This is a genomic window from Natronolimnohabitans innermongolicus JCM 12255 (assembly GCF_000337215.1).
GTDB lineage: Archaea > Halobacteriota > Halobacteria > Halobacteriales > Natrialbaceae > Natronolimnohabitans > Natronolimnohabitans innermongolicus.
On sequence record NZ_AOHZ01000075.1, the window covers coordinates 69,587 to 89,307 of the forward strand.

Here is a 19,721-nt window from a genome sequence, read left to right on the forward strand (position 1 = left end):
ATCGGCGAATGCGAACGTATGGCACTCGAGAAACCGGACCTCTCCGGACAGACGGCATTTATTACGGGAACGACCCGCGGTATCGGCAAAGCCATCGCGCTCGCCCTGGCCGAACGGGGCTGTAACGTCGTTTCCACGGGGAAGACGAGCGAATCTGACGACGACTTCGAAGAGAACGACCTCGAGGGATCGATCGAACAGACGGCCCGCGAGGTCGAGGAACGCGGCGTCGACGCGCTGTCGATTCAACTCGACGTTCGCGACGAGGCCGCCGTCGAGGCGGCCGCCGACCGCGCGATCGACGAGTTCGGAACCGTCAATATCGTGATCAACAACGCCAGCGCGATCCAGATGGCTGCGATCGCCGACCTTCCGCCGAATCGCTTCGACCTCCTGACGGACGTCAACGTCCGCGGCACGTACCTCACCTCGCGGGCGTTCGTCGACCACCTCCGCGAGGTCGAGGACGCCTGGCTGTTGACCAACGCGCCGCCAGTGACCATCGACCGCGCGCCGGGCTCCGCGCCGTACGCCTGGTCGAAGCTGGGGATGACCTTCCACACGCTCTCGCTGGCCGAAGAACTCGCCGGCGACGACGTCGGCTGTAACGCCTTCTGGCCCGTCACGGCAATCGATACCCGCGCGACGCGGTACTTCGGTATGGGGACCGAAGACGACTGGCGGACGCCCGAAATCGTCAGCGACACCGTCCTCGAGATCCTCTCGCGCGATCCGTCGGAATTCACCGGCAACGCCGTCTACGACGAGGATCTACTGCGCGAAGCGGGCGTCTCGGACTTCTCGCGGTACAACCTGACCGACGGCGATCCGGCGCCAGGATCGGCACAGCTGTTCGATCCCGACTACGAGCGATCGGCGTGAGCGCCGCCTCGCTGTCAGTCGGTATCGGTGTCGATCCGCTTCTCACGTGGCGTCGCGACGACGATCCTCGGCGCCTGTGGATTCGGCGAAACGTACATTCGGTAGCACGTGGGAGCTACGTGCGGGATGTACGACCGAATTCTCGTGCCGACGGACGGGAGCGAACCGGCGACGGCCGCAGTCGAAGAAGCGATCGCGCTCGCGCGCCAGAACGACGCCGAACTCCACGCGCTGTACGTCGTCGAACCGATTCCGCTGGGCGGATTCGCCGCGGGCGCCAAACCTGCGTCAGCGGAGTGGGGTGACGTCGTCGAGCGACAGCGAGCCGAAGGGAACGAGGCGACCGCCGCGGTCGCCGAACTGGCCGCCGACTCGGACCTCGAGGTCGTCGAAGCGGTCGAACACGGTAATCCGGATGCACAGATCCTGCGGTACGCCGGCGAAGCTGACATCGACGCGATCGTGATGGGAACGCACGGTCGATCCGGCGCCGATCGAATCGTCCTCGGGAGCGTTACGGAGACCGTCGTTCGCAAGAGCGACGTTCCGGTGCTCACGGTCAGAATGGGGGACTAAGCTGTTTCGCGGGGGTCAGTGTCGGCAGTTTCACGGCGTCGGTCTGACCATCGCAGGGGCCGGCCCCGTCGAGCCGCCCCCATCGGTCTCCTCGATGACGTACCGCTGGCCGAGCATCGGATCGAGGAGACTGTCGACCTCGCCGCGGTCGTCCCGGAGGACGGGCGCGTCGTCGGCGTCGGGATCGTCCATGTGGTTGGCGACGGCGTCCGAAAGGTCGACGTTGAGGTCGCGCTGGTCGTTTCGCTCCGCCAGATCGGCCTCGTCGAAGCCGGTCGGCTCGTTCGTCGCGACAACCTGAATGTTCTGGATCGAACTCGAGTCGGAAGTGCGGAAGCTGTACGTGTCGGGGAAGACCGCCGCCATCGTCTCGTGTTGGGCTTCGTAGAACTCGGCGGCGGGGCCCTCCGGCGCAGCGATGACGTTCGCGTGGAGAACGCCGTCGTCGGCCAACCGGTCGCTGACGAGTTCCATGAACTCGACGGTGGTCAGGTGGAAGGGGACCTGGTCTTGCTTGTAGGCGTCGAGGACGATCACGTCGTAGGTCTCGTCGCTGTCCCGGAGGAACTGCCGGCCGTCCGCCGCGTGGGAGGTCATGGTCTCGCCGTGCTCGAGTCCGAAGTAGTCCGCCGCGGCGGCCGTCACGTCGGGATCGATCTCGACGACGTCGACGTCGACGTCGTAGCGCTCCTCGAAGTCCTGCGGACCGGTGTAGCCCCCGCCGCCGATGAACAACACGTTGTCGACGTCGCCGGGGTCGTCGGTCATGAGCATCGGCAGGTGAAAGTACTTCGTGTACTCGAAGACGTGTCGGTCGGGGTCCTCGAGATCCATTGCGCTGTGGCGGGCGCCGTCTAAGTACATCGTCCGGACGTCGCCGTCGTCGACAATCTCGAGTTCCTGGTGGGCGGTCTGAGTCTGGTAGACGACGTCGCCGCGGTGGTCGATTGCGACCGGACTGGCGCCGCTCGAGACGACCAGCAGGACGGCGATTCCGACGCTCGCGAGGACCGGCTTTCGCGGGAGCGAGGGCGCGTTGAGCACGAGGGCGGTGATGACCAGCGAGATCCCGAACAGGAGACCGATGGCGTCGATGCTGAACGCGGGGATAAAGACGAACGTGGTCGCCGCCGAGCCGAGGATGCTGCCGATGGTTCCGAGGGCGTAGACGTGGCCCGACGCCTCGCCGGTGCCTTCCTTTTCGGATAGCTCGGCGGCGTAGGGGCTAATAAAGCCGAGCAGGTAGGTCGGCGGTCCGAAGAGGACGATCGCGGCCGGAAGCGCGGCGTACCGCGGTGGCAAGGCGAGCGTCGACGTGTAGTTCAACAGGAGGTCGCTCGCGTAGATCACGACGGCGATGTAGACGGCCGTCGCGAGCAACAGCCACGACATCTCCCGGTTCGAGGCGGTCGCAGCTTGCTTGCCGCCCTGCCAGTAGCCGAGGCTCAACGCGGCGAGACAGACGGTGAGAATTCCGCCGACGGTGTAGATGTGGCTCCCGAACTGGGGCGCGATGACGCGCACGGCCAGAATCTCGAGGCCCATGCTGACGATTCCGGCGACGAAGACGGCGAGCTCTGCTTTCGTGGGCCGGTAGAAGCGGCCGGTCCGCACGTCCATTAGCGGGTCGAAAGCGGTCCGGCCGTGAGTACTTGTCGTCTCGGTTCACCGCCATCACGGGCGAGTCGGCAGACACGGATCGACTCGACTCCCGGCGGCCGGGAAGGCCGACCACGGAGTCGGGCTCGAGCGGGTCACCGACGGGCAGGTGTTCGGCCGCTTCGACCAGCCTTGCGACGTAGTCGTAGCGGTCTTCGGAGACCTGGTGGCGGTTGATCGAGACGCAGACCAGCCCTGTGGATAACGGAGCCGAACGCGCCCCCCTTTCACCGCGAGTTCGGGGCCGCGTCGTCGGTGACGATGTGAGCGTTGTCCCCGCCCAGTTCGAGCGCCGGGCAGTGGAAGTTCTCGACGATGTTCTCCTTGCCGGAGTCCGGCGACTCCGAGCGATTGCCGCGATTCCGCAGCGCCATCTCGGCCGCGTGCGACGCGACGCCGATCTACCGTCGAGTCATCACGTGCGTGAGAACGAACAGGGCAACGGCGGCAAGCGCCACCGTCGTGAGGCTGTACTCGAGCGTGCCGACCAGCGAGAGCCCCCAGACGATCATCGCGGCGAACAGGGTCGACAGCACCGCGTTCATGAGCGCCAGCACGCGCGGGTCCCCCTCCGAGGACTCGAGGCCATCCTGGAGCCCCGATCGACCGTCGTCTGGGTCTGCCATGGCGGAATACGGGACCGACGGTCACTTAGCAGTTTCCACGTTCGACCGTCGCCGTCCCCGCCACGACCCCGTCCGACTCCACCAGTGTTTATGTCGACGTCAGCGAAGGAGCCGGTATGCGCGAAGTGACGGTCGCTCGAGTCGTCGACGCGACGCCGGCGGAGCTGTGGGAGTGGCTCGATCCGCCGACGATCGTCCGCGCCGAGGGGAGTTTCGCCGTCGACACCGTCGAGGACCGCGGCGAGGCGGTCGTGGTCGTCGCCAGCGGCCCCGGGATGCAGTTGCCGCTGCGATTCGAGGACCGCGACGGCGCGATCTACTACACGCAGGAGGGCGAACAGGGACCGTTCGAGAAGATGGAGACGTGGATCGAACTCGAGGCCGCCGAGAAAAACGGTTCCGACGGGACCCCGACCGCCGGCACGCTGGTCCGCCTGCGGTCGTCGGTCTCGCTCGCCGCACCGTTGCCGTTCGGCGACCGAATCGCCGCCTGGAAGCGCAAAGGGGAACTAACGCGGGTCCTCGAGGCGCTCGAGGACGCGTTCTGAACCGCCGCGAAGCTGTCCGGCGATACTCGCGGCCGCCGTTCGATCAGGGCTCGCGGAGCACGACGGTCTCGTCCTCGTCCACCTCACCCGGGAACGGACTGTCGGGTTCGTCGTCGCGCTCCCACTCGTCGTCCGTGACCAGACAGTCCTTGAGTGCCGCTCTGAGCCGCGATTCCTCGAGTTCAGTGCCGATGAAGACCAGTTCGGTCCGTCGGTCGCCGTACTCCTCGTGCCACTCGAGGTCGGGACGATTCGACCGGTAGAGGTCCCGCCGGATCTCGGGGAGCGCGGCGATCCACGGCCCCCTGACGTCGGCGTGAACGGACGGGCCGGCCTGTGCGATTTCGATCTGCAGGTCGCTTCCGGCGATCCAGGCGACGCCCTTCGAACGGACGATGCCGTCGGAGAGGGCCCGCAGGAACGCGGCGAACCGTTCGGGGTGGAACGGCCGTCGGTGACGGACCACGATCGATTCGACGCCGTACACCTCGTCGGGATGGCGATGGTCGTCGTCGTCGTGTTCGTGTTTGCCACCGTGGTCGTGGCGCTGCCCGCGGCCGTCGGCCTCGTCCTCGAGCGCCCGCTGCCAGCCCGCCGCGTCGCCCAGTTGCGCGGAATCGAACAGTCCGACGCCGAGCAGTCGATCGGGATCGACCGCGCTGAACTCCGTACGGATCGTTTCGGCGTCGGGTCGCAACGCCGTGACGAGCGCCTCCGCCTCCTCGAGTTCGGCCGGCTCGCAGAGATCCGTCTTGTTCAGGACGACGAGGTCCGCGGCCTCGAGCTGTTCGACGAGCAGGTCCGAGAGCGGACGCGTCCCGTCCTCGTCGCCCGCCGCCCCGCCCCGCCGTTCGGGGACGTCGGCGCCGGCGAACGTATCCATGAAGCGCCGGGTATCGAGGACGGTCACGAGCGCGTCGAGGTCGTAGCTGGCGGCCACGCGCGAGGACGTGGTGAACAGTCGGGCGACCGGTTCCGGCTCCGAAATCCCCGACGCCTCGACGAGCAGGTGATCGAACTCCCGTTCGCGAGCCAGTCGGACGACCGCGGTCTCGAGGTCGTCCTGCAGTTCACAGCAGATGCAGCCGTTCGAGAGCTCGGCGACGCCGTCGTCGAGGTCTAAATCCGAGCCCTCGGCGACGAGTTCGGCGTCGACGTTGACAGCGCCCATGTCGTTTACCAGCACGGCGAGGTCCCGCTCGTCGACGCTCCGGAGGAGGTGGTTTACCAGCGTCGTCTTCCCGGCGCCGAGCCCGCCGGAGAGCACGGTGACGGGAATCGCGTCCGAATCGGTGTCCATACGCGGCCGTTGGCGCTCGACGGTCAAGAAGCGTGGCTATCGCCACCTCGGCTCGCGGGTCCGTCTACCACAGGCCGATGCAATTATATCTATCCAGTTGAGAGCATTTCACGGGAGCCGTCACAAAAGACACACCACCGCTCCCGTTTTCGCGACGCGACCGACCACGAGTCGCTACTCTCGAGTGCGGTATTCGGGGCGGATGCCCCGACAGGAATCCGGGTGCGATTCGTGGTTCACCGGCGGGATACGTAATAGTTCGGCAGACGGCCGTCTGACGCGCCAGCTCGCGACCGCGCGACGCGACGCCCGTGCCCGGCGTCCCGCGACAGCTTTTTGGGTTCGGCCCCGAGCATCACCGACGATGACACTCGCCGACCGGATCGCCGCGTTCAGGGCCACGCTCGAGGAGTGGCTCCGCGGACTCTACCACGGGATGATCACGCACCCGGCCTACGAGAAGATCGAAGCCGAAGCCGAGGACACGGAGGACGCGTTCATGCTGGCGTGTTTCCCCGACGCGTTCGGCATCCCCAGTCCGGTGTCGTACTACACGGCCGAACTGCTCCCGTATCTGGAAGACGAGTACGAGGCCTGGCAGCGGCGCATGTGGGACCGACAGTCGGTCGTCGAGCGCAAGGGCCACCAGTATCACTTCTGATGACGGCGACGTTTACCTTCTTCGGCGGCAAGGGCGGCGTCGGCAAGACGACCGTTTCGAGCGCCTACGCGCTCGAATGTGCCGAATCCGGACTCGAGACGCTCGTCGTCTCGACCGATCCGGCCCACAGCACGGCCGACGTCTTCGATCAGGAGTTCGGCGACGAACCGCGGCCCGTCGAGGGGTACGACGGACTCTCGGCGCTGGAGATCGATCCCGAACAGGAAGTCCAGGACCACCTGCTGGACCTCCGAAAACAGCTGAACGCGCAACTGTCGGCGACGATGGTCAACGAGGTCGAACTGCAACTCGAGATGGCCCACCAGACGCCGGGGGCCTACGAGGCGGCGCTGTTCGATCGGTTCGTCGACGTCATGCAGCGCGCAGACGACTACGATCGGGTCGTCTTCGACACCTCGCCGACCGGCTCGACGCTGCGGCTGCTCGCCCTGCCCGACCTCCTCGAGCGCTGGATCGACCGACTCGCGGACAAACGCGAGCGCAGCATCGACCTCTACGAGAAGGCCGCGATCGGCAATCAAGAACCGCGGCGAGTGATGGAGGGCGACCCGATCCTCGCGCGGCTTCAGGGTCGCAAGGAGCGCTTCGCGTTCGCCGGCGAGACGCTGCGTGAGAACGCCGCCTTCTACCTCGTGTTGAACCCCGACGAGCTCTCGGTCCGGGAGACCGCCCGCTCGATCGAGTCACTCGAGGAGGCCGACCTCCCCGTCCGCGGCCTCGTCGTGAACCGACTGACGCCCGAGCCGGAATCCCACGAGGACGGTCGGGGCGCGACCTACCTCCGCGAGCGCGTCGCGACCGAACGCGACCGACTCGAGCGGATCGAACGCGAGTTCGACGCGCCGACCGTCGGGACGATCGAAACCCGCGTCGAAGAGGTAAAAGGAGAGTTCCTCGCGGACGTTGCAGACGACCTCGAAATTGCGGTCGGCGAGTGACCGCGTTCGAGTCGGCGAAGTCGGCCCGTTTTCCATCTTCCATCACGACATCGGTAAGAAGATGCATTATTCCGTACGAACGTTTACACGACTGGCGGATACACCCCCGAATCGCGGGCGCATTCGCACCTGCTGTAGACCACAATGAATTATATTTATAGTCTCTCCCTCGTACCCCATAGAGGGACGTTATCATGGTAGGTGTAATCTGGATCGTGGCAGTGGTGCTGGTGCTGTTTACCGCTGCCTACATCGGGTACGGTCGGTACCTCTCGCAGTTCGTCGGCCTCGACGACAGCCGGGAGACGCCGGCACACAAGTATCAAGACGGACAAGAGTACGTTCCGGCCACGAAGCCGGTGTTGTTGGGGCATCACTACTCGAGTATCGCGGGTGGTGCGCCGGTCGTCGGCCCGATCACGGCCGCGCTGGTCTGGGGTTGGGTTCCCGCGTTGCTATGGGTCGCGATCGGTAATCCGCTGATCGGCGCGGTTCACGACTTCGTCTCGCTCTCGAGCAGCGTTCGACACGAGGGGAAGTCGATCGGCTACATCATCGGCGAGTACGTCGGCGAGCGGGGCAAGAACATGTTGCTGTGGTTCGCGTTCCTGCTGACAATTCTCGTCGTCGCGGTGTTCGCGCTGGTCATCGGCGTCGTCTTCGACGCGTATCCGCAGGCCGCGACCGCGAGCGTCATTTATATCGCGCTGGCGTTCATCTTTGGCGTCTGGCTCTACCAGCTAGGGCTGCCGTTTTCCGTCGGGACGGTCGTCTTCGTCGCTGGCGTATTCGGCTCCGTTTGGGTTGGCATTCAGTATCCGCTGGCGTTCGTTCCGGCCGCCGAGGACCCGTACCCCGAGGGAACGATCGTCCTGCTCGATTCAGCACCCGGAATACTTCCGGAGCTGCTCGGCAGCGCCAACACCGGTGCGTGGGTTCTCACCGTGCTGATATACGGAGCCGCAGCGAGCGTCCTGCCGGTGTGGATGCTACTGCAGCCGCGTGACTACCTGTCGTCGTTCCTCCTGTACGCCGGGGTTGGCGGCGGGCTGCTCGCCGTTATCGTCGGCACGTTCGTCACCGGAATGGGAAGCGATGCGGTCCACGAGGGCCAGCAGTTAAGTTTCGACATCGAAACCGGCGCGTGGTACGGCTTCTTCGGACAGGAAGGGCCGCTCGCGCTCGAGGGGTTGATTCCCCTGATGCCGCTGTTCCCGCTGTTGTTCCTGACTATCGCCTGCGGGACCGTAAGCGGATTCCACTCGCTGGTCTCCTCGGGAACGACGGCGAAACAGTTGAACAAGGAGAGCGATGCGAAACTGATCGGATACGGTGGCATGCTCGCAGAGGGACTGCTCGCGGCGCTCGCGCTGTGTGCGGTCGTTATCGTCGCGATTCCGGCTGCAGACGAGGGGATCGCCCTTGCGCTGCCGAACTTCGCAACCGGTGGCGGCGCGATCCTCACGGCCTTCGGAATTCCGTTCGAGTACGCTGCGCCATTCATGGCGCTCGTGCTCGCGAGTTTCCTCCTCACCAGCATGGACACGGCCGTTCGACTGGGTCGATACATGCTGGAGGAAATCATCGGAACTCCCGAGACCGACGTCGAGACGTACGCGGCGAACCGATATATCAACACGACGGTCATCGCCGTCTTTGCGTTCGTCCTCCTTGGCTCCGGCCAGTGGGAGGACCTCTGGGCGCTGTTCGGCGGCGCGAATCAGTTACTTGCCGCACTGGCGCTGCTGACCGGCACCATCTGGTTAGCCAACTGGAACAAGTCCAAGCAACTCGTCTCGACCGGCGGACCGATGGTCCTGATGGCGATTATTACGGTCTTCGGACTGGCGTGGGTCGGCCTCTATCAGGTCGTCGGTGGTCGACTCCTCGGGATCACGACCGATGCCGAGACGACGGCCCTCGGTATCGGGTCGGCGATCCTGCAGGCGATCATCATTGCGCTCCTGCTGTACCTCGCGCTGTCGCTGTTCAAGATCGGCTACGACAACTGGAAGACCGTTCGCGGCGCCGACGACGGCGTCGCAGCCGACGTGAGCACAGACGACGACTAAGATCGGAGCGATCACGACTCGCCGTCGCGAGTTCGACTGCCGATACCCGTTTTTTGACACCCGAAACGAGGGCGCGAGCGACGTGACTCGAGTCGAAATCGAACACCGCGAGACAGATCGAGTACGACGAGCTACAGCTGGAAGCGCCGCGAAATCAGTCCGAGAAGTCCCGGTTCGCTCGCCTCGATCGGTTCCCAGAGCCGAAACGCCGTCGCGACGTCCGCGTTCTCGCTGGCGACGAGGTCCTCGTCTTCTGGTGCGACGACGGCCAGGTTGATCTCGTAGTGGCCGTGATAGCCCCACTTCAGCAGCGTTCGGCCGTCGTGGGCTTCGACGCGCTCGCGGATCTCGTCGGGAATCGAGGGGGCGATCGCGACGAACGTAAACTCCGTCGAGAAGTGCTCCTCGTCGGCGTCGATCCAGTCGTTCGACAGCAAGTGTCCGAGGTCGACGAACCGATCCAGCGTTCGGTCGTCGACACGGTCGACGCGCCGCACGAACAGGTGCTCCGTCGATTCGTGCTCGGCGAGCGAGAGCGCGGGGTGGATGAAGTGTTTCTTCCTCATCAGCTCCATCTGGCCGTAGAGCGTGAACTCCTCGCCGCCGAGCGCGAACTCCTTCTCGAGGTCGTAGTTGTGCATGAGCCGGTCGCTCACCCGGTCGACGTACTCGTCGTCCCAGTCGGGGACGCCCTGGAGCCCGTCGGCCGGTATCTCTTCGGTATCGGGTGGTGCGCCCGTCTCGCTCGAGTCGGTCGCGACGTCGCGATCGCCGGAACTGTCCGTTCGATCACTCACGGAAATCACCGCCGCGGCCGTCGGCTCGGGCGGTCTCGCCGAACGGCCACAGCCCGGGGACTGACTCGTTCATGCGGAGGGATGGCACGACGCGCTCAAAAGTCCGTCGGCGTCGTCGCGATCGGACCGCGAGGCTGACTCGAGTTCGGGCCCGATCGTGGGAGCATTTATTGCGTGCCAACGCCTATCATTGTGTGACAATGCCCAAAGACCGCGAAGCGTGCGGTCGCTGCTCGCTGTCGGTCGCCGTCGACGTCTCGAGCGGCGACCACGACGAAGACGAGCGCGCCGAGCGAAACCCCTACGGTGAGAACCGCATCGAAGTCGACGAAGCTAGCCTCCGGATCGTCTCACCAGCGGCCTGGTTCTCGCGACTGACTGCTCGCCTCAATGACGCGGTGACGCGTCTCACCTGGAACCGGTGACGCGGGCGATGCTTGCCACCCGTGAAATCAGTTACGCCGCCGCTCATCGCTGAGTTTTTCACTGTGAAACCGACGGATTGGCCGGTAAATCCGTTGTACGTCACTTTATTTCGTCGAGAGCAATGTGGCTCGACCGGGAGGCGACATCGGTACTGTTTCTCCAAAACGGAACCGTTGGAGCGACTGCAGACGAGACGGGCCGCGTCCCACCTGCACCCGCTTCGACGTTCGCGACGTACGCCTCGCTGGCGAAACTGCTCGCGGTCATCGCCACGCTCGGCGTCGATTCGGGTACCAACTCGACTTCGCTCAACAGCCCCTCGAATCCGACCGGATCTTCTTCAGGTTGCTCATCGCCGGCCTCATCGTCGCGGTGTTGCGCAGTAAGATCCGGCTCGTTACCTATGGAACGTTCGGGCCGATCATCATCTCGCTCATCCTGGTCGAGAGTGGCGTCTTCTGAGGTCCCATCCTGCTCACCAACGTCTTTTTGGTGGCGTCCGCAACGTACCTCGTCCTCGAGCCATTCCGCCTCGGCACCGCCCACCGAATCGACGCGCTGGTCATGGTCGCCTCTATTGCGATCACGTCGTTTCAGGTCCTGTCTGACACCCTGACGATGCTTTCCTGGCGATTGTCACCGCGTGGTACGCTGATCGGTTCGCCCGCGAACTCTCCGAGCGCGGCTGGCCCTCGCCGGCGATCAGCTTCTCGTGGACAGTCGTCGCTATCATGCTGGCGGCCGCGATCATCGGAAACAAGGCGCTTGTCATCTGACCCATGGAGACGCCGGAGACGTGGGCGCTCGTCGGCTCGCTGGGCGAACTCGAGCGCGCCGAGGCGATCCTTGAGGCACGAGACGAGTTCGTTATCAAACCCGACAGCGGCTACGGCGGCAAAAGGGCCATCGTTGTCACCGGCTGCACCGAGAACGGGGATTTCGAGACCCTCAGATCACGAAACGGCTGGACAAATCAAAATATTATTTATAACTAACTTAGTATGGTACTATTCATATTAGTCGTAATCTTGTACACTAATTGCCACCGTGTGCGTATGAGAGAACTCATCGTACTTGTTGAACCCTGGGTTAGTCATTCCAGTGCTGTAATTACCAACATCCCCCTCGAGCGTTACATCCCAAACCCAGGCACCATGTGGGACTGTTCCGGATGCATCGACGTGAAAATCGACCTCCCAACGAATCGCAATGATGTCTTCCTCAACTACTCGGCCGAAGTCCGCATCAATCCGTGTTTCATTGAAATCTTGGGAGATATCTGGACCGGTTGTTCCCTCAACTGACATCGGATTCGGTATTGGAAATACTCGTCCAACCGATGCACTCCAAGCTGCGTCGAGTGCGTAATCAACTACTTGAGCTGCTTCACCGCCATCATCTCCTTGCTCGTGCGTTACGATATTTTGTAAGTCATAATCTCCAGGAGTTCCATCTGGTTCCACGGTGACTGTCACGTTTTCTGCCCGAGGCATCACTCCTGGCGCAACGTCCCCATATGTAATCGGAGCTGCAAGCGCGACATTCACACTACCGACTTGGTCATCCATCCTTTTTGGACCAGTAACTGCAGAGTGAATTTCTGCAAAGTCTGACCCATCGATCCCTTCGAGCACTTCCTCGACAACATCATCATGGGGATCTTCCGGATCTGGTCCACGATCCGCACTTGCTGTTGACATACTCATCGTTGCCGCTGTTCCAAGGATTGCACTACCTGCTGCGACTTTTGGTACTAAACCAATAACGTCTCGACGAGATGATTTCCTTTTATCTGCCATATTTCGACTGCATACGTAGTACCTTGGCACTATATATAAATACCACTATTACAAAGTATTAACAAAATATTCTAAGAATAATAAAGATAGGAGGGCTAACGATGGTTTCTGACATGGGGTTGGTAACATAATTACACTAGAAATAAAAACATCTAATATTGTGCTAATGCTGAAGAAGTCAGTAAAAAGCCCAATTGGGACCTAGTGGGTTCACTGGTTGTGCCCAGACCAGACACTTACCGAATGAGACTCGCCGACATCTCGCGGCTTTCTACTGTTCTAATTGTATGTGGTTATATTTCTCCCTATATACGTTTCAATGAACGGTGCACGATACAGGTCGAAGAGAAATAGGGTTGCCCTTACATTAGGGCGCCTCAGTTCGTCGTAATAATCTCGATGACGTCGCGCGATTCGACCTCGTAGTCCTTCCCGAGCTGGCGGTTCGATCGGCAGTCGATGGCGTGGAGGAAGCCGTCGCCGATGTCGGAGTGGAGGCTGTAGGCGAAGTCCTCCGCGGTCGAATTCGGCGGGATCAGGTAGCAGTCGGGCAGCACCTCGCCGCGTTCGTTCCCCAGCCCGTTTGCGCCGCCGGGGAACACCGGCGTGACGCCGAGGACGTCGAACAGCGCGGTCTCGAGTGCGGCCTGCACGCCGGTCGCGCCGTACGCGGAGAGGAACTCGCGGATCTGCTCGAGTCCCTCCTCCTGTTCGCTCGAGACGTCGCCGACGATGTCGAAGTCGGCGTCGCCCGGCCGGTAATCGACGACGTCGGCTTTGTCGGCCGACTTGAGGGCTTTCTCGGCGTGAGCGCTGCAGGGGACGATCGTCAGGTGTTCGTAGTCGGGATCGCTCGTGATCTCCTCGTAGTTCGCCTGCGCCTCGGGGGTGTCCATCTTGTTCGCCGCGATGACCATCGGCTTGGTCTCCTTGCGGATCTCGCGGGCGAGCTCGAGTTTGTCGTCGTCGTCCCACGCGTCGGGTTCGAAGCCGACGTCGGTTCGGCGAATCAGGCGTTTGATCTCGTCTTCGTTCGTCTTGAACGCGCTCATCTGCTCGGCCAGCTCCTCCTCGATGGCGTCGTCCTCGGTCGTGTAGCCCGACTCGTATCGGTTGATCCCCTTCTCTAGGACGCCGAGGTACCACTGGTCGAGTTCCTCCTCCAGGAAGGCGATGTCGTCGCGGGGGTCGTGGCCCTCGGTGGCCTCGCCCTCGAGGTCGGTCTGGCCGGAGAAGTCGACGACGTGAACGAGGACGTCGGTCTCGTTCAGGTCTGAGAGGAACTGGTTGCCGAGGCCCGCGCCCTCGTGGGCGCCGGGGATGAGGCCGGCGACGTCGACGAGTTTCGTCGGAACGAAGCGGGTGCCGTGGTCGCAGTAGCCGACGTTGGGCGTACACTCCTCGTCGAACTCGGGTGCCGCGCAGTCGACGCGGACGTAGGCCTCGCCGACGCTGGGATCGATGGTCGTGAACGGATACGCCCCTTCGGGCACGTCGTTCATCGTCGCCGCGTTGAAAAAGGAGGACTTGCCGACGGAGGGTTTGCCGACGAGTCCGATCCGGTAACTCGTACTCATTGTCAGTCACTCGAGCGGCCCGACTAAACGGGTTTTGTTCCGCTTCGGGACTGGCATGGGTGATCTTACCACACCGTTATTCCAACCGGGTACGGCGCGCATTCGAGCACGTCGTTCATCGTCGCCGTCGCAGAATCGCACAGCGATTCTGCGGCCGGTCAGCGCGAAGCGCTGACGAGGGCGGTGGACCAGGCGGAGTTCCGCTGCAGGGAGGTGCCGTCGAGTCCGCAAATCAGTATCCCTATCACGAATCGGTACTGACGGTCCCTCATGAAGGTCGGTGCACACGTATCCATCTCCGGGTCGCGCGTCTCTTCGGACGACGAAACGCCGCCGTACGACGACATTCGCAACGCGGTCCACCGCCAACTCGCCTTCGGCGGTAACTGCGGGCAGATCTTCACGACCTCGCCGCAGGTCTGGCAACAGCCCGATATCGGCGACGAGGCCGCCGACGGCTTCCGCGAGGAGTCCGACGCCGAACTCGAGGGGCCGTGGGTGATCCACTCGTCGTACCTGGTCAATCTCTGTACGCCCAAGGAAGACCTCCGCCGGAAATCGAAAGAGAGCATGCAGGCCGAACTCGACGCCGCCGAAAAACTCGGCGTTCCGTACGTCAACGTCCACCTCGGCGCGCACACGGGCGCCGGCGTCGAGCAGGGACTCGACAACGCGGCGGACGTAATCGACGACCTCGACGTCCCCGACAGCGTCCAGATCCTCATCGAGTCCGACGCGGGCAGCGGCACCAAGCTTGGCGGCGAGTTCGCCCACCTCGCGGGCATTATCGACCGCACCGAGACGGACATCGGCATCTGTATCGACACCGCCCACACGCTGGTCGCGGGCAACGACCTCACGACCCCCGAGGCCGTCGACGAGACCGTCGGACGATTCGACGACGAGATCGGCCTCGAGTACCTCGAGTACCTCCACCTCAACGACTCGAAACACGACGTCGGCACGCACAAGGACGAACACGCCCACATCGGCGAGGGATACATCGGCGAGGACGGGATGCGAGCGATCGTGAACCATCCCGATCTGCGAGACCTGCCGTTCGCGCTCGAGACGCCCACCGAAGACGGCCGCGGGTTCGCGTGGAACATCGAGAAAGTCCGTGACCTGCGCGACTCGAGTGCGTAACCGAACGAATCGGACGCGAGCGGGGCGCGAGTACGAGCGCGGACAGCCGTCCGTCTTCGAGGTTTCGCGCTCCCTCGTACAGACTACCGGCTGTACGGTAGTTCCGCCCTGATCGCGACCCGCCCTGTGGTTGCGTCGGTATTCCGGGACGGCAGACCGCGTCGCGAGTCTTCGATTTACTTTTACTCGAGTCGACCGAACGAGCGAGCGTGCGCGAGTTCTCCGAAGAGTACCTGCGTCGGACCCGCGAGGGAATGTGGGACGACTCCCGCGCGGCGCTCGAACCGCTGGCGCTCGACGATCACGAGCGGATCTTGGACGTCGGCTGTGGCACCGGCGAGTTGAGCCGGGTCCTGCGCGAGGAGGCGCCCGACGGCGCGACCGTCGTCGGCTGCGACGCCGACGCCGACCTGCTCGAAATCGCGGGCTCGCACGACGACCCGGTTCCCGTGGTCGCCGGCGACGCCCTCCGACTCCCGTTCCCGGACGATAGCTTCGATCTGGTCGTCTGTCAGGCGCTGCTGATCAACCTTCCCGATCCCGCGGCCGCCCTCGCTGAGTTCGCCCGCGTCTCGACCGATCGCGTCGCCGCCGTCGAGCCGAACAACGCCGCCGTCGAGGTCGACTCTACCGTGGACCGCGAGGATCGCCTCGAGCGACGCGCCCGCACGGCCTACCTCGAGGGCGTTCCGACGGACGTCGCGCTCGGCGCCGACGCCCGCGAGGCCTTCGAGGAGGCGGGGCTCGAGGTGCTCGAGACGCGCCAGTACGATCACGTGCGGACGGTCGAGCCGCCGTACAGCGAGGCGTCGCTGCTCGCGGCGCAACGCAAGGCGACGGGGGCGGGGCTCGCCGACGATCGGGAAACGATGCTCTCCGGAACGCTGACCGAGGCGGAGTACGACTCGCTCAGGAGCGCCTGGCGCGAGATGGGGCGAGACGTGATCGAACAGATGGAGGCCAGAGCGTATCGCCGCGAAGAGGCCGTCCCGTTTTTCGTCACCGTCGGACGGGTCTGAGACGGACCGCCGTCCGTTCCGACACGCTGCACCGAATCGACGCGTCGGGCATCCCCACTCACGTCTCGGTCTCGGCCTCGGACTCGGATTCGGCTTCGCTCCGCCGTCCGAGCAACGAGACGAGAACGCCGACGAACCCGATCACGACGATGAGCGCACCCGTGACGATATCGACGATGGCCAGCAACGCCAGTACCGACCCCGTCATGACCAGCGCGACGTTCGCGAGCAGTGCGACGCGGGGCGAGCGAACCCGGTCGAGGACCGACGACTCGTTCATGTCGGTGTCACTGCACGCGAGGGGTATAGCCGTTCCCGTCGCGCTCGAGGGACGATTCTCGAGTCTCGGATCGGTTCCCGACGTGGTTTCGACGGTCCGTGGTACCCGATCCGTTCGGCGCCAGACCTGCTTTCTGACCCTACATTATAATGACCGAGACAGTCTATACGAGCTATGGCCGCGATCGAACTCGAGGGGTTGACCAAGGAGTACGGCGAGGTGGTCGCCAACGACGACGTGTCGTTTACCGTCGAACGCGGGGAAATCTTCGGCTATCTCGGACCGAACGGTGCCGGAAAGACGACGACGATCAGGTTGCTCCTCGGGTTCATCTCCCCGACGGCCGGCGGGGGCCGGATCCTCGGCCGAGATATCACCGACGAGCGGGAACTGATCGAGGCCAAACGGCGGATCGGCTACCTCCCGGACGATCCGCAGTTCGACGAGTCAGCGACCGGCCGGGAGGTCCTCGAGGTCCACGCCGGGATCAAAGGCGACGAGCGCAGCGACGAGTTACTCGAGTTGTTCGACCCGCCGCTGGATCGACCGATCCGCGAGTACTCCCACGGAAACGTCCGGAAACTCGGGCTCGTGACGACGTTCATGCACGATCCGGAGCTGGTGATTCTGGACGAACCGACCAGCGGACTGGATCCGCTGATGAAACAGCGCTTCGCGGACTTCGTCAGAGCGGAGCGCGACCGCGGGCTGACGCTGTTTTTCTCCTCGCACATCCTCGGGGAGGTGCGTCGGCTCTGTGACCGCGTCGGCATCATCCGGGCGGGGAACCTCGTCACCGTCGAGCCCATCGACGCGTTGCTCCACCGGAGCGGCAAGGTCGTTCGCGTCGTCACCGCCGATTCCGTCCCGCGGTCGACCTTCGAAGACGGTCTCGAGGGCGTCCACGACCTCGAGGTCGGGGGCGGAGACGCTCTCGACGACGCGGCGGTCGACGCCGCCGACTCGAGTCCCGGCGGGTATCGCGAGCACACGTTCACGTTTACCGGCGCCGTCGACGACCTGCTCGCGGCCGTCGGCGAGTACGACCTCGTCGATCTGACCATCGAGGAGGCTCCCCTCGAGTCGGTTTTCCTGCGATTCTACGGCGGTGATGAGGGTGTTTGAGCTCCTGCGGTACGAAGGCCGAAATCGCGTTCGCGGCAGCATCTACCTCTCGATCGCGATGTCGTTGCTCGCGGCGATCGTCATCTGGGTCTACCCCTCGTTCAGCGAGTCGTTCGACGACATCGACGAACAGTTTCTCCAGGCGTATCCCGACGAGATCATGGCCCTGTTCGACGTCCAGACGATGGCGACGCTCGAGGGTTTTCTCGCCTTCGAACTCTACATCTTCGGCTGGATCATCCTGCTCGGGCTCTACATCGCGTATCTCGCGGCCGGAACGATCGCCGACGACGTCGAGCGAGGGCGGATGGATATCCTGCTCGCGATGCCGATTTCACGGGCCCGCGTCGTCGCAGAGAAGTTCGGGGCACTGGCCGTTCCGATCGTGATCGTCAACGTCGTCACGCCGGTCGTCGTCTACGTCTCGGCCGAACTGGTCGACGAACCGCTCTCAGCGATGGATCTGGTGGCCGTCCACGCGCTGTCGATTCCATACCTCTTCGCCTGCGCCGGCATCGGGCTGGTCGCCTCCGTCGCCGTCGACCGCACCAGCATCGCCCAGCGTCTCGCCCTCGGGATCGTCTTCGGGCTCTTCATGCTCGAATCGCTGCTCGAAGAGACCAGCTACGAGGAGGTCGGCCTGCTCTCGCCGACGCGATACTACGATCCGAACGAGATCCTGCTCGAAAGCACCTACGACCTCGTGAGCGTCGGCGCCCTGCTCGTGATGACCGCCGCGTTTCTCGTGGCGAGTCAGCTGTGGTTTACGCGGCGGGATATCGGCTGAGCGATTCGGTTCGCCGACTCCAACCTGAATTCGAGCGCGCGTTCCGCGAGGAAACCCGGATAAGTGATGGGAGATGACGACGTACGTCGGCCCACACCGATGCCCGACTTCGAGGCGCTCGTCGAGCAGAGTCCGGACCTCTTTACCGTGGTCGACGAAGACGGGACCGTCCGCTACCAGAGCGGTGCGATCGAACGATTCGGGTACGATCCCGCGGAGTTCGTCGGCGAGTCGTTTCTCGAGTACGTTCACCCGGACGACCGCGATCGAATCGAGTTGCGTCCCCGGGGCTCGAACGATGCCGACGGCGCAGTCGAGTATCGATTCCGGCGTCGCGACGGCTCCTGGACGCGGTTGCAAACGCTCGGCCGCCCGCAGTTTCGCCCGGCGGACGGAAGCTACAGTATCGTCTCGCGGGTCGCGAGCGAGCCGAGCGAACTCGAGCGCGCGCTCGAACGCTACGCGGCGATCCTCGACTCGCTTGACGACGCCGTCTACGCGATCGATCCGGACGGAACGATCGCGTACGTCAACGAGGCGTACGCGTCGATGAAAGGCGTCGATCGCGACGACCTCCTCGGAACCGATATCTACGAGTGGGGGTCGGAGAGTGCGACCAAGAAGATCAAAGCGGCCCGCGAAGCGGTCGCCGATGAGGGTCGCGACGTCGGGTTCGTCGAGTTCGACTTCACGACCGTCGACGGCGAGACGATCCCCGTCGAGATGCGATTCAGTACCGTCACGCGGAACGAAAACGAACTCGAGCGAGTCGGCGCCATGCGAGATATCTCCGATCGAAAGGCCAGAGAACGCGCGCTTCGTCGGAAAAACGAGCGGCTCGAACGGTTCGCCAGCATCGTCTCCCACGATCTGCGAAATCCGCTGAACGTCGCCAGCGGGAACCTCTCGCTACTCGGAGAAGAGTGCGACAGCGACCGGCTCGACGAGATCGCGGTCGCCCACGACAGAATGGCGGGACTGATCGACGACCTGCTAGCACTGGCGCGAGCCGGTGAGGTCGTCACGGATCCGTCCGCGGTCGACCTCGGCAGTATCGTCGACCGGAGCTGGCGAAGCGTCGAGACCGAGAACGCAACCGTGCGGATCGACACCGATCGAACGGTCGTCGCCGACGCCCCCCGATTGCAGCGGCTGCTCGAGAATTTGATACGAAATAGCGTCGAGCACGGCGGCTCGGACGTCACCGTCACCGTCGGCGATCTCGAGGGCGGATTCTTCTTCGGAGACGACGGCGGCGGCATTCCGGTCGAAGAGCGCGATCGAGTCTTCGACTCCGGCTACTCGACCACCGATACGGGGACCGGACTCGGCCTCGAAATCGTCTCCGAGATCGTCGACGCCCACGGCTGGTCGATCGCGATCGCCGACGGAACGAACGGCGGCGCGCGCTTCGAGATCACCGGCGTCGAGGTCGGGACGCGGAGTATGGACTAAGAGCGAGCACGAGAGCGTGGCTTCGGA

22 protein-coding genes are annotated in these 19,721 nt (G+C 63.9%); 13 read left to right on the forward strand and 9 right to left on the reverse strand.

What is annotated here, in order from left to right:
• Nucleotides 1–18: 18 nt before the first annotated feature.
• Both C493_RS15650 and C493_RS15655 read left to right on the forward strand, forming a co-directional pair.
• Nucleotides 19–882, forward strand: a complete 864-nt coding sequence (locus C493_RS15650; RefSeq protein ID WP_007260445.1) for an SDR family oxidoreductase — start codon at nucleotides 19–21, stop codon at nucleotides 880–882.
• Nucleotides 883–1,008: 126 nt separating this feature from the next.
• Nucleotides 1,009–1,458, forward strand: coding sequence for a universal stress protein (locus tag C493_RS15655; protein ID WP_007260446.1), 450 nt, complete (start codon nucleotides 1,009–1,011; stop codon nucleotides 1,456–1,458).
• 30 nt (nucleotides 1,459–1,488) lie between these two features.
• Here the strand turns inward: C493_RS15655 and C493_RS15660 are convergent, their stop codons facing one another.
• The 3 genes from C493_RS15660 to C493_RS15665 form a co-directional block, all read right to left on the reverse strand.
• Nucleotides 1,489–3,078, reverse strand: coding sequence for a spermidine synthase (locus tag C493_RS15660; protein ID WP_007260447.1), 1,590 nt, complete (start codon nucleotides 3,076–3,078; stop codon nucleotides 1,489–1,491).
• A 266-nt stretch (nucleotides 3,079–3,344) separates the two neighbouring features.
• The gene (locus C493_RS23125) at nucleotides 3,345–3,491 is read right to left on the reverse strand and encodes a hypothetical protein (protein WP_007260448.1); all 147 of its coding nucleotides are present in this window, start codon (nucleotides 3,489–3,491) and stop codon (nucleotides 3,345–3,347) included.
• 27 nt (nucleotides 3,492–3,518) lie between these two features.
• A complete protein-coding gene (locus tag C493_RS15665; RefSeq protein ID WP_007260449.1) occupies nucleotides 3,519–3,743 on the reverse strand; it encodes a hypothetical protein in 225 nt (74 codons plus the stop codon).
• 116 nt (nucleotides 3,744–3,859) lie between these two features.
• On the opposite strand from C493_RS15665, the gene C493_RS15670 reads away from it, so the two are divergent.
• Complete coding sequence (locus tag C493_RS15670) at nucleotides 3,860–4,291, forward strand: hypothetical protein (protein ID WP_007260450.1); 432 nt, start codon at nucleotides 3,860–3,862, stop codon at nucleotides 4,289–4,291.
• Nucleotides 4,292–4,334: 43 nt separating this feature from the next.
• Here the strand turns inward: C493_RS15670 and C493_RS15675 are convergent, their stop codons facing one another.
• The gene (locus tag C493_RS15675) at nucleotides 4,335–5,591 is read right to left on the reverse strand and encodes a CobW family GTP-binding protein (RefSeq protein ID WP_007260451.1); all 1,257 of its coding nucleotides are present in this window, start codon (nucleotides 5,589–5,591) and stop codon (nucleotides 4,335–4,337) included.
• A 364-nt stretch (nucleotides 5,592–5,955) separates the two neighbouring features.
• On the opposite strand from C493_RS15675, the gene C493_RS15680 reads away from it, so the two are divergent.
• The 3 genes from C493_RS15680 (at nucleotide 5,956) to C493_RS15690 (ending at nucleotide 9,283) form a co-directional block, all read left to right on the forward strand.
• Nucleotides 5,956–6,252, forward strand: a complete 297-nt coding sequence (locus tag C493_RS15680) for a hypothetical protein (RefSeq protein WP_007260452.1) — start codon at nucleotides 5,956–5,958, stop codon at nucleotides 6,250–6,252.
• Nucleotides 6,252–7,211: an ArsA family ATPase gene (locus C493_RS15685; RefSeq protein ID WP_007260453.1), complete on the forward strand. Its 960-nt coding sequence runs from the start codon at nucleotides 6,252–6,254 to the stop codon at nucleotides 7,209–7,211. Before C493_RS15680 ends, C493_RS15685 begins: the two co-directional genes overlap by 1 nt.
• A gap of 194 nt (nucleotides 7,212–7,405) precedes the next feature.
• Nucleotides 7,406–9,283, forward strand: coding sequence for a carbon starvation CstA family protein (locus C493_RS15690; protein ID WP_049889408.1), 1,878 nt, complete (start codon nucleotides 7,406–7,408; stop codon nucleotides 9,281–9,283).
• Between the two features lie 131 nt (nucleotides 9,284–9,414).
• Here the strand turns inward: C493_RS15690 and C493_RS15695 are convergent, their stop codons facing one another.
• Complete coding sequence (locus C493_RS15695; protein WP_007260455.1) at nucleotides 9,415–10,089, reverse strand: hypothetical protein; 675 nt, start codon at nucleotides 10,087–10,089, stop codon at nucleotides 9,415–9,417.
• A gap of 191 nt (nucleotides 10,090–10,280) precedes the next feature.
• On the opposite strand from C493_RS15695, the gene C493_RS15700 reads away from it, so the two are divergent.
• Entirely contained in the window at nucleotides 10,281–10,505 is a 225-nt protein-coding gene (locus C493_RS15700) for a hypothetical protein (protein ID WP_007260456.1), read from the forward strand.
• Nucleotides 10,506–10,605: 100 nt separating this feature from the next.
• Here C493_RS15700 and C493_RS22765 read toward each other — a convergent pair whose 3' ends face one another.
• Entirely contained in the window at nucleotides 10,606–11,052 is a 447-nt protein-coding gene (locus tag C493_RS22765) for a hypothetical protein (RefSeq protein ID WP_152421180.1), read from the reverse strand.
• Nucleotides 11,053–11,285: 233 nt separating this feature from the next.
• Between C493_RS22765 and C493_RS15710 the strand changes: the two genes are divergently transcribed.
• On the forward strand, nucleotides 11,286–11,501 hold the full coding sequence (locus tag C493_RS15710) for a hypothetical protein (protein ID WP_007260458.1): 216 nt from the start codon (nucleotides 11,286–11,288) through the stop codon (nucleotides 11,499–11,501).
• A 21-nt stretch (nucleotides 11,502–11,522) separates the two neighbouring features.
• Here the strand turns inward: C493_RS15710 and C493_RS22770 are convergent, their stop codons facing one another.
• Together C493_RS22770 and C493_RS15715 are read right to left on the reverse strand one after the other, a co-directional pair.
• Nucleotides 11,523–12,305 carry a hypothetical protein gene (locus tag C493_RS22770; protein WP_152421181.1) on the reverse strand — a complete coding sequence of 261 codons (783 nt, stop codon included), beginning with the start codon at nucleotides 12,303–12,305 and terminating at the stop codon, nucleotides 11,523–11,525.
• A 377-nt stretch (nucleotides 12,306–12,682) separates the two neighbouring features.
• Entirely contained in the window at nucleotides 12,683–13,882 is a 1,200-nt protein-coding gene (locus C493_RS15715; RefSeq protein ID WP_007260459.1) for a redox-regulated ATPase YchF, read from the reverse strand.
• A gap of 270 nt (nucleotides 13,883–14,152) precedes the next feature.
• On the opposite strand from C493_RS15715, the gene C493_RS15720 reads away from it, so the two are divergent.
• Both C493_RS15720 and C493_RS15725 read left to right on the forward strand, forming a co-directional pair.
• The gene (locus C493_RS15720) at nucleotides 14,153–15,028 is read left to right on the forward strand and encodes a deoxyribonuclease IV (RefSeq protein WP_007260460.1); all 876 of its coding nucleotides are present in this window, start codon (nucleotides 14,153–14,155) and stop codon (nucleotides 15,026–15,028) included.
• 209 nt (nucleotides 15,029–15,237) lie between these two features.
• A complete protein-coding gene (locus C493_RS15725; protein ID WP_007260461.1) occupies nucleotides 15,238–16,047 on the forward strand; it encodes a class I SAM-dependent methyltransferase in 810 nt (269 codons plus the stop codon).
• Between the two features lie 58 nt (nucleotides 16,048–16,105).
• Here C493_RS15725 and C493_RS15730 read toward each other — a convergent pair whose 3' ends face one another.
• Nucleotides 16,106–16,327 carry a hypothetical protein gene (locus tag C493_RS15730; RefSeq protein WP_007260462.1) on the reverse strand — a complete coding sequence of 74 codons (222 nt, stop codon included), beginning with the start codon at nucleotides 16,325–16,327 and terminating at the stop codon, nucleotides 16,106–16,108.
• A 174-nt stretch (nucleotides 16,328–16,501) separates the two neighbouring features.
• On the opposite strand from C493_RS15730, the gene C493_RS15735 reads away from it, so the two are divergent.
• The 3 genes from C493_RS15735 (at nucleotide 16,502) to C493_RS15745 (ending at nucleotide 19,694) form a co-directional block, all read left to right on the forward strand.
• Nucleotides 16,502–17,452, forward strand: coding sequence for an ABC transporter ATP-binding protein (locus tag C493_RS15735; RefSeq protein WP_007260463.1), 951 nt, complete (start codon nucleotides 16,502–16,504; stop codon nucleotides 17,450–17,452).
• Nucleotides 17,445–18,239, forward strand: a complete 795-nt coding sequence (locus C493_RS15740) for an ABC transporter permease subunit (protein ID WP_007260464.1) — start codon at nucleotides 17,445–17,447, stop codon at nucleotides 18,237–18,239. Before C493_RS15735 ends, C493_RS15740 begins: the two co-directional genes overlap by 8 nt.
• A 99-nt stretch (nucleotides 18,240–18,338) precedes the next feature.
• Entirely contained in the window at nucleotides 18,339–19,694 is a 1,356-nt protein-coding gene (locus C493_RS15745) for a PAS domain S-box protein (protein WP_007260465.1), read from the forward strand.
• Nucleotides 19,695–19,721: the final 27 nt, after the last annotated feature.

Coding starts and splice junctions, on each gene's coding strand:
- C493_RS15650 (WP_007260445.1), top strand. CDS start 19: ATGGCACTCGAGAAACCGGACCTCTCCGGACAGACGGCATTTATTACG.
- C493_RS15655 (WP_007260446.1), top strand. CDS start 1,009: ATGTACGACCGAATTCTCGTGCCGACGGACGGGAGCGAACCGGCGACG.
- C493_RS15660 (WP_007260447.1), bottom strand. CDS start 3,078: ATGGACGTGCGGACCGGCCGCTTCTACCGGCCCACGAAAGCAGAGCTC.
- C493_RS23125 (WP_007260448.1), bottom strand. CDS start 3,491: ATGGCGCTGCGGAATCGCGGCAATCGCTCGGAGTCGCCGGACTCCGGC.
- C493_RS15665 (WP_007260449.1), bottom strand. CDS start 3,743: ATGGCAGACCCAGACGACGGTCGATCGGGGCTCCAGGATGGCCTCGAG.
- C493_RS15670 (WP_007260450.1), top strand. CDS start 3,860: ATGCGCGAAGTGACGGTCGCTCGAGTCGTCGACGCGACGCCGGCGGAG.
- C493_RS15675 (WP_007260451.1), bottom strand. CDS start 5,591: ATGGACACCGATTCGGACGCGATTCCCGTCACCGTGCTCTCCGGCGGG.
- C493_RS15680 (WP_007260452.1), top strand. CDS start 5,956: ATGACACTCGCCGACCGGATCGCCGCGTTCAGGGCCACGCTCGAGGAG.
- C493_RS15685 (WP_007260453.1), top strand. CDS start 6,252: ATGACGGCGACGTTTACCTTCTTCGGCGGCAAGGGCGGCGTCGGCAAG.
- C493_RS15690 (WP_049889408.1), top strand. CDS start 7,406: ATGGTAGGTGTAATCTGGATCGTGGCAGTGGTGCTGGTGCTGTTTACC.
- C493_RS15700 (WP_007260456.1), top strand. CDS start 10,281: ATGCCCAAAGACCGCGAAGCGTGCGGTCGCTGCTCGCTGTCGGTCGCC.
- C493_RS15710 (WP_007260458.1), top strand. CDS start 11,286: ATGGAGACGCCGGAGACGTGGGCGCTCGTCGGCTCGCTGGGCGAACTC.
- C493_RS22770 (WP_152421181.1), bottom strand. CDS start 12,305: ATGGCAGATAAAAGGAAATCATCTCGTCGAGACGTTATTGGTTTAGTA.
- C493_RS15715 (WP_007260459.1), bottom strand. CDS start 13,882: ATGAGTACGAGTTACCGGATCGGACTCGTCGGCAAACCCTCCGTCGGC.
- C493_RS15720 (WP_007260460.1), top strand. CDS start 14,153: ATGAAGGTCGGTGCACACGTATCCATCTCCGGGTCGCGCGTCTCTTCG.
- C493_RS15730 (WP_007260462.1), bottom strand. CDS start 16,327: ATGAACGAGTCGTCGGTCCTCGACCGGGTTCGCTCGCCCCGCGTCGCA.
- C493_RS15735 (WP_007260463.1), top strand. CDS start 16,502: ATGGCCGCGATCGAACTCGAGGGGTTGACCAAGGAGTACGGCGAGGTG.
- C493_RS15745 (WP_007260465.1), top strand. CDS start 18,339: ATGCCCGACTTCGAGGCGCTCGTCGAGCAGAGTCCGGACCTCTTTACC.